This is a genomic window from Endozoicomonas acroporae, from assembly GCF_002864045.1.
GTDB lineage: Bacteria > Pseudomonadota > Gammaproteobacteria > Pseudomonadales > Endozoicomonadaceae > Endozoicomonas > Endozoicomonas acroporae.
In genome coordinates, this window is record NZ_PJPV01000006.1 from 1 (window position 1) to 13,326 (window position 13,326).

The following is a 13,326-nucleotide window of genomic DNA, read 5'->3' on the forward strand; positions in this document are numbered from 1 at the left end:
TCAGCAACCGCTTGAGAATGGATAGGTGAATGATTTGAAAATCATCTGATTTTGGAACGAACTATTCAAATTATCCACAGAGGCAGAGTAGGCCAGGATCCCGAAAACAGCCATAAGCGTTCTCATGCCCATATAAGTAGTTAACCAAATGGAATCATATATTTCTGACTAAGTTGTCAGTCACTCTGCGGCGTTGCAACTACGGTCACATAGCTACGGCTATGCTCCCTACGTTGCGCCTTGCATAGCAACTGCCCACTTAGCCAGAAATATACGATTCCATTTGGCCAACTACTTATGGGCATGATGAATTTGATGGGTATAAAGTACTGTTTACGCTTGCTACAGAACAGCCCCGCGATTATCTTCTCCTGGCAGAAAGGTCAATATGTATCAAAAGGAGTCAGGCTTGAGCCCTGTTATAACCCCGGAAGAACTGGTGTTTGATGCCGAACATATCTGGCACCCCTACAGTAAGACCATTAATCGGGTGGATATGTTCCCGGTGGTCGGGGCTGAAGGTGTCTATTTGCACCTGAATGATGGTCGCCAGGTTATTGATGGCATGTCTTCCTGGTGGTGCATGGTGCATGGCTATAACCATCCTGAAATGAATGCGGCACTGAAGCATCAGATTGATGATTTCTCCCATGTGATGTTTGGTGGACTGACCCATAAACCGGCGATTGACCTGGCGAAAAAACTGGTGGCCATGACCCCGGAACCGATGCAAACGGTGTTTTTTGCCGACTCCGGCTCTGTGGCTGTTGAAGTTGCCATCAAAATGGCCATGCAATACTGGATTGCCCGGGAGCGACCTGAAAAAAACAAGATGCTGACCGTCAGGGGCGGGTATTACGGTGATACAACCGGTGGCATGTCTATTTGTGACCCGGATGGTGGCATGCATCACTGGTTTACCGGCATTCTGCCTCAGCACTATTTTGTCTCCCGCCCTGAGTGCCGTTTTGGGGAAACTTTGGCAGAGAGTCATATTAATGAGTTGCAGCAGATGCTGGACCAACGGGGAAACCAGCTGGCGGGGGTGATTATTGAGCCCATTGTTCAGGGTGCCGGCGGCATGTATTTTTATTCCCCGGAATATCTGGTGCGTCTGCGCCAGCTGTGTGACGACTATGAAGTTCTGCTGATTCATGACGAAATTGCCACAGGGTTTGGTCGTACCGGCAAGCTGTTTGCCTGTGAACATGCTGGCGTTGTTCCGGATATCATGTGTGTCGGAAAGGCCCTGACGGGTGGTTACATGACGATGGCGGCAACCCTCTGTTCAGAGCAGGTTAGTCGCACCATTTCTGAACACGGTCCGTTTATGCACGGCCCCACCTTTATGGCCAACCCTCTGGCCTGTGCTGCCGGTAATGCCAGCCTGGAGATTTTATCCAGAGGCGAATGGCGTGGTCAGTTGACGGCGATTGAACAAACGCTCAGGGAAGGCTTGATGCCTTGTGTTGACCTGCCTGCTGTTGCTGATGTCCGGGTGTTGGGGGGTATTGGGGTCGTGGAGTTGCAAGAACCGGTGGTGATGTCTGAAATCCAGCCGTTATTTGTTGCAGAGGGCGTTTGGGTCCGGCCTTTTGGCAAGCTGGTGTATGTGATGCCACCCTACGTCATTTCCAGCGATGAGCTGAAAGCACTGTGTAGTGCTATTTGTCGGGTGCTTCATCGGTTTAGCCGCTGAACCGGTTTGCCGCAAGAGCGGTAGCCAGCTAACTTTCATTTTCACACTATTATTTAACCGTTACTTAAAGGAGTATCCCTGATGGGCGCTGGCCTTCCTAAAACCCCGGAACAGTTCCACAAAATTCCCCATGCACGACTGGCGATTATCGGCAGCAGTTGGCACAGCGACTGTGTCGATGCCATGATTAACCGGGCTCAAAAAGAGCTGCTGGCACTGGAGGTCAAGCCGGAGAATATCTCAATTCACAAAGTCCCGGGCTCACTGGAATTGCCGCTTGCGGCACGAATCCTGTTTGAAAAAGACCCTGAACTGGATGCTATCCTGGCGTTTGGTGTGGTTCTGAAAGGGATCACCAGTCACGATGAAATGGTACTTCATGGTGTATTTGAAGGATTCATGGATGTCACAGAACGCTTCGGAAAACCTGTGATCAATGAAGTGATCGGAGTAGATAGCGTTGAGGACGCGCAAAAAAGAGCCGGTGATGATCACATGAACAAGGGCGTAGAGGCAGTCTACGCGACTTCTGAACTACTGCACTGGATAAACCAGATTAAAGGATAAAACTTATTGACCTGGTACATGGTTTTAAGGTGATTGATGGGGTCCATCTATCATTGCCCCCAAAACTCCGTTCGTCCTGAGCGGAGTCGAAGGACGCAAACTCCATACCCTGAATAAAGACCGTGCCAATCACCCTTCGTCCGTGCATCCTGGCCGAGTCGAAGGGCGCTCAGGGTGAACGGAGATTGTGCGCATCAAACTCATTGAAAGGATGTACTAAGTCGGATCACTCCCATTGTGGTCCACCTGGCTCTCTCCCTCTGCCAACTCCACAGCGGGTAACAGGTCTGCGTTCACCATAGCGGTTACACAGGAGTCTGACCACACGTTAATGGCACTCTCGAGCATATCAATCAACGCATAAAACGGCAGAATAATAACCAGCAGTTGCAGTGGTACTCCCATCGCGGCAAGAAATGCGCTGGATAACATATAACAACCCATGGGCACACCGGCATTACCAATGGCGGCAATACTGGCAATGACGATCCATGAGAGTAACTCCAGGGGTGAGAACAGGACGCCATTACTTTGTGAAACAAACAGAACCGTTATCAATATGAAAGCAGCACAAGCGTTCATATTGACAGTAATGCACAAAGGGAGGCTGAAACGGGCCACTTTACTCTGAACCCCCATGTTTTTTTCAGCGCACTCAACCGCATAGGGCAGAGCCGCCGCCGACGATTTGGCGAAAAAAGCCACGGTTAGCGCTGGCCACATGGCTCTCATGGTTTGCCAGGGAGAAATGCCTTTGAATTTCAGCAACAGCGGCAACATCAGGCCAGCCTGTACGATATTAGCCAGCACCACGCACATCAGGTAGAGCCCAAGGTCCTGGAGAATTTTCTGACTCTGCAGATCGTGGATAAACTGGTTAACAAATGCCCAGACCGCCAGAGGCATAAGTTTCAGGATCAGGCCGGTCATCTTCATGATGGCAGCAAACATACTGTCAAAAAAGGCATGCAAAACAGCCTTGTGCCGCTTTTCCAGAGCCATAATGGCAGCACTGAGCAGAAGGGCCAGAAACAGCACACCCATCACATTATGAGTGTAAAAGGGCTCGATAAAACTGGCAGGAATCACGCCGAGCAGATAAGACCAATAACTGCCAGAGGGGCCTGAAGGCTCGGCGGCTCCAGCTAATGCACCAGCCTTTCCCGCCGGAGCAATGAATAAGTAAAGGACCAGGGCAACAGTAGCGGCAATCAGGGTAGTGATCACCGTGTATTTCAGAACCTGACCACCCAGGCGTTTTACCTCCGACGCTTCGCCCATTCCGGAAAGAGTGGAAACCAGGGCAAAAAAGATAATGGGGAGGCTGATCAGTTTCAGCATTCGTATAAACAGGTCGGATACCACATCACCGGCCTGATTAAGTGCATTCAGGTCAAGCCATCCGGTGATAACTCCGAACAGTCCGGCTATGAGTAGAATCATAGTACCATTTATAATGGGTTGTTTTTCCGTGTTTTTGTTGCCTGGCTGCATAGCTTTTGGGGTCTGTCTACTGGATTGAACTCTGAGAATAGACACGATTTTTACGGGTTATTATTTTGTTTTGGTATTTACATAGTCACTATTGGTAGAGATAGCTTCATTCCTGGTCAGATTGACTGTTATTTGGTTGGCTTTATGGGGGCTGTTTGACTGACTTCATTTATTAATTTAATGAATAATTTTTCGCTCAATTATTTTTGCGGTGGAATATTCTTTTGGTACTTATGACCAGTTTTTTTTTGACTACACTACCTACCTCAAAGGCCTGTGCAGCTGAACACTAATGATTCCATAAAGTGACGCCTGCTGAATTACTGAGGAGTAGTAACGTGTTGAGACAAATCCGCTTTTCACTATCCATATCTGAGCCAAGGCCAGGGCTGACCCGAAAAGAATGGATCTATCATAAATATTCCCTGATCCCGGAGGTCTTTTCCAAAGAGGATTCAGATGATGCGGATGAGTACATTCAGGAATGGAACTTTCCCCATCCCGGGCAGAAAGCATTTCTGCGGGTTGATTCTGCTGGCCTGGTCAATGCCCGTGTGGCTCTGATGCAGAAAATGAGACTTCAGTCAGGGAGGCGACTCTGTTCCTGTTAAGGTTGTGAGATGCTGTGATCTAAATAAGCCGTTCGTGATTATTGCTGGCCATGGTAGCCCACTGCATATAAGGAAAGACCCGGCAGAAAAATAATATTAGAATCCTGACCGAACATAGCAAACTACTGTGAAGGTCAAATGACAAACCAACCAGCCTTTATCCGGCAGACTTTCCCTGTTGGGCCTCTGCAATGTAACTGTACAATTATTGGTGATCCGGTCACCCGTAAGGCATTTGTCGTAGATCCCGGTGGCGATCCTGACATTATTATGACCAAGCTCCGGGAGCTGGATTTACAGGTTGTCGCGCTTATCCACACCCATGCTCATCTGGATCATTTCCTGGCCAGTGGCGACATCAAAAAACAGACCGGTGCGCCCATCTATCTCCATGAGGGGGATAAGTTCCTCTGGGACAACCTTGAAATGCAATGCCGTATGTTCGGTGTTCCTTATAGCCCGGTTCCAGATCCTGATTACTGGTTAACAGATGATGAAGAACTGCCGTGCTGTGAAGGTGTGGCCATGCACACTCCGGGGCATACGCCCGGCTCCATGTGTTTCTGGTTTGAACAGCCAAAGCTTCTGATCGCCGGGGATACGCTGTTCCGCCGGTCAATTGGGCGAACGGACTTGTGGGGCGGAGACTACAAAGCCATTGAACGATCGATCAAACAAAGACTCTATACGCTGGACGAAGAAGCCATTGTGGTCACCGGACACGGTCCTGATACCACAATAGGTGAAGAAATTCGTGAAAATAGTATTATTCGCGGCTAATTTGCTAAGGAAAACCATTATGCAATTGAAAAGATTATTTGCCGTTGCCACCCTGTTGATGGGGGCTTTGCTGGCAGGCTGTCAGACAACCAATCCTTACACCGGTGAACAGCAGGCCAGCAAGTCAACCAAGTATGGCCTTGGTGGTGTTCTGGCGGGTGCTGCGATTGGTGCTATCGCCGATGGTGGTGATGGTGCCCTGAAAGGTGCCATCATCGGTGGTGCTGCAGGTGCCGGTTATGGCCATTATCTGGATCGACAGGAAAGAGTACTGAGAGCAGAACTGGAGGGAACCGGCGTACAGGTATACCGCCAGGGTGATGAGCTGAAACTGATTATGCCATCCAATATCACTTTCGACTCCGGCAAATCCGATATCAGGTCTGCTTTTTATCCGGTGCTGGGTTCTGTGTCGAAAGTGTTCAGGGAGTATGACCGTAACATGATCGAAGTGGTTGGTTACACCGACAGTACCGGAGGGGATAAGATAAACGTACCTCTCTCCCAGGACCGGGCTGACAGTGTTGCTAACTATATTGCTTTTCAAGGTGTCAGTGGTGACCGCATTGTTGCCTATGGCCGTGGCTCTGCAGACCCTGTTGGCAGCAATAAAACCGCTGAAGGTCGTGCCAAAAACCGTCGTGTAGAAATCAACCTTCTTCCCGTCCAGCCGCGATAAAAAAAGAGTCGGAACTCCCCTGGCGATTGCACAGGGGAGGGCGCGAAAGGTAGAGCGCTTTTTTGAAAACACAAAGGACACGAAGAGCACGAAGTCTTTGAAAAGATGACTTCGTGAGCTTGGTGTCCTTTGTGGTTTAAGGCTTGTGTCACTTTCGCGACAACCTTTCTTGCTAATAGCCAACTGGGTAACGACTTCGGTATGGTGCTCGAATATGCTCAACTTGTTATAAAACAATAATAAAAAAGTGCCTTTAGATAACAGAAAGTCTGTCATTTTTTGATCTAAGTCAGTTCATAAAGCAAGCAAATGTATCAAAATCCTGCGCCCAAATTCAGATGATCAGAACTGTCTTGGCAACGTTTTTATATTTTTTTTAAAAAACGGCAACTAAAGGTAAACAGGTGCAAAAAGCATTCTCCCTTCTACAAAAAATCGGGCGCTCGCTGATGCTGCCCGTGGCAATTTTGCCCGCTGCCGGTATTCTGCTGGGGGTAGGCAGTGCAAACTTTTCAATCTTTCCTGAACTCTTGAACCATATCATGGCTCAGGCGGGTGGTGCTGTTTTTGGTAATCTGCCTCTGCTGTTTGCTATCGGCGTGGTACTCAGCCTGACGGATAACGATGGTGTTTCTTCTCTGGCAGCGGTTGTAGGCTATGTGGTTCTGCTCGCTACCATGGGGGTTATGGCCAACACCCTGGGTATCGAAACCAAATCCATCATGGGTATCGCTTCTATTGATACCGGTGTGTTTGGCGGCATCCTGGTGGGTATTCTGGCATCGGTCATGTTCAACCGCTTCTATAAAATCCAGCTGCCTGAGTACCTGGGCTTTTTTGCGGGCAAGCGCTTTGTGCCGATTATCACCGCTTTTGCTGCCATCGTGATGGGTGTGGCGCTGAGCTTTATCTGGCCACCCATCGGTAATGCCATTGATGCTTTTGGTAATTACGCCGTTGAAGGTAATCCTGTGACCATGGGCTTTGTCTATGGCTTTATCGAGCGTCTGCTGATTCCATTTGGCCTGCATCATATCTGGAACGTACCTTTCCAGTCTCAGATGGGTGAGTTTGTCACTGCTTCTGGCGTTGTGGTGAATGGCGATATCCCACGTTTCTTTGCCGGTGACCCGACTGCAGGCTTCCTGGCGGGTGGCTTCCTGTTCAAAATGTTTGGTCTGCCAGCGGCGGCGATTGCCATGTGGCGCAGTGCGAAAACCGAAAACCAGAAAGTGGTGGGCGGTATTATGATGTCTGCGGCTCTGACCTCTTTCCTGACCGGTATTACTGAGCCTATCGAATTCTCCTTCCTGTTTGTTGCGCCAATCCTGTACGGAATTCACGCACTGCTGGCAGGTATTGCATTTGTGATCACCAACTTCTTCGAAATCAAGATGGGTGGTTCGTTCTCCCACGGTCTGATTGACTATGCGCTGTCATTCAGCATTGGTACCAAACCAGCCATGATTCTGGTGTGGGGCCTGGCTTACGCGGCGCTGTATTACACCGTGTTCACGCTTGCCATCAAGATGTTCAACCTGCGTACACCGGGTCGTGAACAGGAAGCAGAAGCGGCAAGTACGGCAGAAGTTGGCAGTGAGCAGGCCAGAAAACTGTTCATCGCTTTTGGTGGCCAGCGCAATATCAAGAGCATTGACGCCTGTATCACCCGTCTGCGTGTCACTGTGGATAAGCCAGAGAATGTGGATGTTGAAGCCATCAAGGCTCTGGGTGCCACAGCTGTGCTGGTGGTAGGCCAGAATATGCAGGCCATCTTTGGTCCACGTTCTGATCAGATCAAGACTGAGATGAACGAGCTGATGAAAAGCGGTCAGGCTCCGGAAACCGGCGAACTGGCCCTGGCCTGATAGTTAAAAACTGCTCGATAGAAGAGCAGCAAACGATTGTCTTTGCAGCCGTGCCCGCGTTTATCGTGGGCACGGTTTTTTTTATTGGCAGGAAGGATAAATTACCGGTTTTTGGGGTCTAATGGTTTGGTTAATAACAAAATTTATGATCTGGCAGTTAGTTAAGAGGAGCGATTTTCATGGAGGCAAGAGCCGCAAGTTATGACCTTTGGCCTGCACAGGACAGGTCTCGTGAGGACCTGGTTCAAGGGCGTTCTGAAGAAAGAGGCGCAGGTTTTATGCGGCGTATAAAAAGGATTTTCTGTTCGTGCTGTGTGCGTCAGCCAGAAATAATTGACCTGGCAGTTCCAGGTCAGGCACCGCTTCGAGTCGATCTTCGTAACGAGCCTCAGCTACGCTACCGGCATATAGCTCAACTTGTTTCAGAGTGCCTGCCCGATAACGCTATGGGTAATGACCGCCAGCAGATGGCCGATGCTGTTATTGAGGGCTTGGTGGCGAATATGATCCGGGAAAGGGCCGATGTCGGCCAACAGGCTTCTGCGGATGGGAGTAAGCAGGAGTTTGTAAGAATTCTTGAATCAAATATTGTTCCGTTCAATGAGCTACCCAAACTACCGGCTGAGATATCCCGGGAAGAGATATCTGAAGAGTGTTGTATTGATTTGGGAAAGGTAGATGATCCTGTTCTTTGTAATAAGCAAACATACAGTCATCAACTCTTGGCACAGCATTACATTAACAGTATTGGCGAGGATCCCGTAGGGAATCCCTTAAATTGGCAAGAGGTTTACCGTTTATAAGGTTGGGTAATTTCAGCAGAGAATGAAAACTATTCCAGTGACTGACGATCCAGTTGCCGATATTGCAGGGCTTCGCCCAGGTGCGGGCTTTGCACCGAGGCACTGCCAGCAAGGTCGGCAATGGTTCTGGCCACTCGTAAAATCCGATGCAGCCCCCGGGTTGATATTTGCAGTTGCGCGGATGCCCTGGTGATCAGCTCTTTCTCCTTTTCACCCAGCGCACAGACTTCAAACAGCTCCCTGGACGACAGTTGGCAGTTGATTTTTCCCTGTCTGGCCTGCTGTCTCTTCCGGGCGCTGATCACCAGCTCTCTAAGCTGTTCTGAACCGGTTTCATCGTTGTTCTGAACAGCAGGTTCCATCATGGTTTCGATAGTCTGGGATGGCACCTCAATCTGAAGGTCAATACGATCCAGTAATGGCCCGGATAATTTGTTCCGGTAGCGTCTGATCTGGTCCGGTGAACACCGGCAGGTTCGCTGACTATCACCCAGGTAACCACAGGGGCAGGGGTTCATGGCACCAACCAGCTGGAATCGGGCCGGAAAACGCTCCTGACCTTTGGCCCTGGTGATGACTACCTCACCATTTTCCAGGGGCTCTCTGAGTATTTCCAGGGCCGCGCGGGCAAACTCCGGCATTTCATCCAGAAACAGAACACCATGATGGGCAAAAGAGATCTCCCCCGGTTGCGGTATGCTGCCACCGCCCACCAGGGAAACCGATGAAGATGAGTGGTGCGGTGTGCGAAAAGGGCGCTGCCAGAGGGTATCCATGGAGCTGGATGTGAGTGAATGAATTGCGGCCACATCAAGGGCTTCGCTCTCTGTCAGCGGTGGCAGCAATCCAGGCAGACGACTGGCCAGCATGGTTTTCCCGGTACCGGGTGGACCAAAGAGGAGCAGGTGATGCGAGCCCGTAGCGGCAATCAGTAACGCTCTTTTGGCTTGCTCCTGACCTCGTACATCCGCCAGGTCTGGATAGTTTGTTTTAAAACTGTTTCGGTCGGGTTTTGCCGGTTCAATCGGCGTCTTTTCCAGCAGGAAAGCGCACACCTCCGGGAGACTGCGGGTGCCAATAATCGTGACGCTGCTGACCATGGCGGCAACAGAGGCATTCTGCTCAGGAAGAATCAATGATCTGTTGATGTCTTTGCAGGCTAATGAAGCAGGAAGCACCGCCCGGACAGGGCGAAGGTGGCCAGAAAGTGCCAGCTCACCAAGGAACTCTCTATCTTCAAGAGCCTCACCCGGCAGTTGTCCCGAAGCCACCAGAATGCCCAGGGCAATGGGCAGATCAAAGCGGCCGCCTTCTTTCGGGAGGTCGGCCGGGGCTAAATTCACCGTGATGCGACCATCGGGAAATTCATAGCCACTATTAATAAGTGCACTGCGCACCCGGTCTTTACTCTCGCGAACCGCCGCTTCCGGCAGGCCGACAATATTCAAACCGGGCAGGCCCTGAGAAAGATGGACTTCTACTGAAACCGCAGGTGCACGTATGCCCTGATTTGCCCGAGTGTAAACCTGCGCCAGTGTTGAAGGCATTGTTATTATTGACCGATTAAACAACGTTAAAGGATCAAAGATAGCAGCTTATGAGAGAGTTACTGTGCAATTTGCGTCATTCAAACATTCAACAATGTTAATCAGGAACTTCTTTGCATCGTAATAGTCAGATCGAATAAAAGGTTACATTTACAGCATCCAGGTGGATAAAAAATAATTCTTTTAAAAGCGTCGAATTATGAATGTCGTTGACTGTTGCAGTAATGCTTTACCAGCGAAGAAACAAAAAAAAGATACGCAAACAGCGATGCCCAGTTCATCTGATGATAGTGACAGTCACTCGCTCATCACGTCTTCTGCCTTTACCAATGTCGCTTCAGCCGAAGTTGGAGCGGGAGTATTACAGAAGGCATTTTCATCCACTGCGGGGTTACTGAAATCAACAGAGGCAAAACAACCCGGGCTACCTCGCTCTGTTGCTATTCAACCTTCTGCTGACCCTTTTATTGATGGTCCTGCCCGTCCTGTATCTGACCATCAACGTCAGTTGCTTGCCTGTTATTTACAGCTGCCAGAGGAAATAACCAGTAAAGAAGAGTTTAACCAAAGGATAAAATTTTCTTGTTGGCTGAGTAGAGCCTGGGTACTTCAACATACCCGGGTAGAGGTTCTGAAGAGTGTGCTGACGGCTGATCTGGTCAGTGACTATAGATTGGATCTCAGGGATTTGCCTCCGGCTGCAATCACTGAAGCCCTTGCCCGGGAGTGTCTGGAAAAAAATCTCGGGCTGGGGTGGTTTTATCAAAATATCCCGGCTCGGTTGAAAACCCGTTCTTTTAATAAATTTTGCCTTCGGATCGGTGCTCTGCCAGTCAATATCGCCTCTGATTATGTCCGGTCAGTTCAGTTTCCTGATCTGGTGGCGACTTGCCCGGATACCCTGAAGTATGTGCCCTCCAAGCATCAAAATTATGCCCTGTGCCTGGAGGCGATCAAAGAAAATCCCGGGTTAATTGAGTTTGTGAATCCTTGTGCGGCGTTTTACCCCGAATTATGTTCCATGGCAGTACAGAAATTAAACTTTTTCTGCAAATATATTTCAGAATCGGTAGCAGATCAGTTGATTGATCAATTGGGAATTACTAATTTGGATGATATTCCGCAGTCTCTACGTACTTATCAGCGCTGCGTCAAGGCTATCAGGCAAACTGACCTGGTGAAACAGTTTGATTATATCCCCCGCCAAATATTCTTGGAGCACCCGGAGCTGGCCAATGAGGTTTTTCACCAGCAATGGAGTTCTTCGCTCCTGAAGCAATTGCCTGATTCGGCAAAAACAGAAGATTTTTGCCGACGATATCTGGATAAATGGCCTGGCTCTATTTCCGGGTGCCCCCCATCCCTGATGCGTGCTCATCCTGAATGGGTCGAGCGGGCAATAAGGGCAGGTGAAATAGATCGGGCTTTTCCTGAGTCGTTACGAACGGTGGACTTGTACCGGCGCATACTGAGAATCTACCCCTTGAACTGCTCTGTGCCAGAAAAAAAATTTCAGGATCATCCCGATCTTCTGTTCCTGGCGGCCTGCAGTGGCTTATACTCCCTGAAAAAAATTCCAGCTCCGTTAAGAACCATGGAGGTCTGTTGTCTGGCCCTTGAGGCTACCGCGCCAAAATCAAAAACCATAGAGCATGTGCCGGAATCCCTTCGCCACCAGCTACCTTATGATTTATTGCTGGCCGTTGCCCCTCAATATCTCCCACAGGACATTCGACAGGCAATGGTAGCCAGAGGGGATACCTGTATGCCATTGTCCTGCCGACAGCGGGGCAAGCCGATAATGCATCGACACATTTTGCTGGAACCGCTGGAGCCGCGACCCTATGATGAGCTCAAGTTTTCCAGCAGTACATTTTTGCGCAAAGCCTTATTAAGCAGTGCTCCGTTTACCCTGCGCAACCTTGCCATGGGGCATGCGCTACAGAAAGCCATTGAGCAGCACTGTTGTCAGCAGAAACAAAGACTGCACCAGGCGCAGTTGCCAGTATGGACGAAGCCGTTATCCGGGAATTGTACTGTTTATGGGGGGCGGGCGTTAATGATGAACACCCGTACGAAGATATCCCGCATGAAATTTCTGCGCTGCGGGGAGCCATTGAGAGATTTTTTCCGGGAAGAGGCAGTCCACCGTTTTGTCTGGAACCGCCGCCGACTTTGGGGATCGCTGAAAAGTGAAGTACCGAGGCCTTTCGGGTTGAAGCTGGTACCGGTTAAACTGATGCCTGAAGACATTTTTGCCGACTTTCGTTCAAGGCTGGAAACGGTGGCGTTGGGCAGCCGGTGTTTTTATCTGATGTATCAATTCACTACACGCAATCAGGATTACAGCACACTGGCTCATCAGAAAGACCCTGACGGTAACAGCACCCGCGCAGAGCAGGGCTTGATTAACGCCAGTTATGACTTGGGGGTGTGGAGCAGCCTGGGCGCTGTGCACACCTCCACGATCCGTGCGTACCATTCTTTTAAAAAAAACCGCCGAGAGCTGTTTCTCTGTTTTATGTTTAACCATGACCGGGCATTTCCCGGAGCATTAACGGCCTGGGACAGCAAGGCTACTGATGAATCGGATTGGGGTTACTCCGGTTTAAGGGACATTGGCGATATGGAATTTTACCCCGGAATCACCAGCTATTTTGATGCCGCTGATACTACTGCTTTTATGCCTCCGGGCTTTGATCAGCGTGCGGCATTCATGAACGCTTTTTGTGAAAATATGGTGGCAGCGGTGCTGCATTATGCCAGAATGCACCGGGATGACTCGGATTATCACTATAAGGATGCCAAAGGCCGGGCAAAACTCGGTGCTTTTATTGATCAGGCCATCGGGGCCTTTTTATCCGGCCTGGTCGGCAGGTCGGTGAAAACCGCAGAGTATTTTGAATCGCCGGAAATCTTTCAGCAATGGCTGGAAAAAACCACGGCAGAAACCACATTATGGACTGCCCGGCAGAATCTGAATTCTGATTGTTTTGCCCGCAGTATTAATGAAAACAGGTGTTATCCACAGGAAGTCTATCCGGATCAAAAAATTAATTCTCTCCGATACCAATATCCAGAGGATTTTACCAGTAACGGCTGGGATAACTTGGGGAATAATCATGGTCAGTTTGGATTGACACTGCTGATTCGGGGCCTTTATCAGGTCGCTGCGGTGCTGGCTGTTGAGCTCGGTGGTGGCCAGTGAAGTGGTTTATGCCCTTGTTGAGCTGAGCATTAAGAACATATTCTTGTCAAAACTCTGTCATTAGTCAGTG

Annotated in this window: 10 protein-coding genes; 8 read left to right on the top strand and 2 right to left on the bottom strand. The window is 49.6% G+C overall.

The genetic code is table 11. The features are described 5' to 3' along the window. The first annotated feature begins 409 nt into the window (after positions 1 to 409). Positions 410 to 1,699, top strand: coding sequence for an adenosylmethionine--8-amino-7-oxononanoate transaminase (bioA, locus tag CX664_RS01025; protein ID WP_101744938.1), 1,290 nt, complete (start codon positions 410 to 412; stop codon positions 1,697 to 1,699). A gap of 81 nt (positions 1,700 to 1,780) precedes the next feature. Next, the gene (ribH, locus tag CX664_RS01030; RefSeq protein WP_101744917.1) at positions 1,781 to 2,266 is read left to right on the top strand and encodes a 6,7-dimethyl-8-ribityllumazine synthase; all 486 of its coding nucleotides are present in this window, start codon (positions 1,781 to 1,783) and stop codon (positions 2,264 to 2,266) included. Positions 2,267 to 2,482: 216 nt separating this feature from the next. Here the strand turns inward: ribH and CX664_RS01035 are convergent, their stop codons facing one another. After that, positions 2,483 to 3,709: a dicarboxylate/amino acid:cation symporter gene (locus CX664_RS01035; RefSeq protein WP_101744939.1), complete on the bottom strand. Its 1,227-nt coding sequence runs from the start codon at positions 3,707 to 3,709 to the stop codon at positions 2,483 to 2,485. Between the two features lie 389 nt (positions 3,710 to 4,098). Here CX664_RS01035 and CX664_RS01040 point away from each other — a divergent pair, with 389 nt between their 5' ends. From CX664_RS01040 to CX664_RS01060, 5 genes are all read left to right on the top strand, one after another. Then, positions 4,099 to 4,371, top strand: coding sequence for a hypothetical protein (locus CX664_RS01040; protein ID WP_101744918.1), 273 nt, complete (start codon positions 4,099 to 4,101; stop codon positions 4,369 to 4,371). 138 nt (positions 4,372 to 4,509) lie between these two features. Next, positions 4,510 to 5,151 (top strand): MBL fold metallo-hydrolase, encoded by a 642-nt coding sequence (locus tag CX664_RS01045; RefSeq protein WP_101744919.1) that lies wholly within the window; start codon positions 4,510 to 4,512, stop codon positions 5,149 to 5,151. 19 nt (positions 5,152 to 5,170) lie between these two features. After that, positions 5,171 to 5,830: a YiaD family glycine zipper/OmpA-like lipoprotein gene (locus CX664_RS01050; protein WP_101744920.1), complete on the top strand. Its 660-nt coding sequence runs from the start codon at positions 5,171 to 5,173 to the stop codon at positions 5,828 to 5,830. A gap of 404 nt (positions 5,831 to 6,234) precedes the next feature. Continuing rightward, the gene (ptsG, locus tag CX664_RS01055) at positions 6,235 to 7,698 is read left to right on the top strand and encodes a PTS glucose transporter subunit IIBC (RefSeq protein WP_101744921.1); all 1,464 of its coding nucleotides are present in this window, start codon (positions 6,235 to 6,237) and stop codon (positions 7,696 to 7,698) included. A gap of 314 nt (positions 7,699 to 8,012) precedes the next feature. After that, positions 8,013 to 8,501 carry a hypothetical protein gene (locus CX664_RS01060; protein WP_145999744.1) on the top strand — a complete coding sequence of 163 codons (489 nt, stop codon included), beginning with the start codon at positions 8,013 to 8,015 and terminating at the stop codon, positions 8,499 to 8,501. Positions 8,502 to 8,530: 29 nt separating this feature from the next. Here the strand turns inward: CX664_RS01060 and CX664_RS01065 are convergent, their stop codons facing one another. After that, a complete protein-coding gene (locus tag CX664_RS01065) occupies positions 8,531 to 10,048 on the bottom strand; it encodes a YifB family Mg chelatase-like AAA ATPase (protein ID WP_101744923.1) in 1,518 nt (505 codons plus the stop codon). Positions 10,049 to 10,316: 268 nt separating this feature from the next. On the opposite strand from CX664_RS01065, the gene CX664_RS01070 reads away from it, so the two are divergent. Beyond that, a complete protein-coding gene (locus tag CX664_RS01070; protein ID WP_145999745.1) occupies positions 10,317 to 13,256 on the top strand; it encodes a hypothetical protein in 2,940 nt (979 codons plus the stop codon). Positions 13,257 to 13,326: the final 70 nt, after the last annotated feature.

Bases quoted from the DNA above. Each gene is read 5' to 3' on its own strand.
- CX664_RS01035 (WP_101744939.1), bottom strand. From the start codon at position 3,709: ATGATTCTACTCATAGCCGGACTGTTCGGAGTTATCACCGGATGGCTT.
- CX664_RS01050 (WP_101744920.1), top strand. From the start codon at position 5,171: ATGCAATTGAAAAGATTATTTGCCGTTGCCACCCTGTTGATGGGGGCT.
- CX664_RS01070 (WP_145999745.1), top strand. From the start codon at position 10,317: ATGCCCAGTTCATCTGATGATAGTGACAGTCACTCGCTCATCACGTCT.
- CX664_RS01065 (WP_101744923.1), bottom strand. From the start codon at position 10,048: ATGCCTTCAACACTGGCGCAGGTTTACACTCGGGCAAATCAGGGCATA.
- ribH (WP_101744917.1), top strand. From the start codon at position 1,781: ATGGGCGCTGGCCTTCCTAAAACCCCGGAACAGTTCCACAAAATTCCC.
- CX664_RS01045 (WP_101744919.1), top strand. From the start codon at position 4,510: ATGACAAACCAACCAGCCTTTATCCGGCAGACTTTCCCTGTTGGGCCT.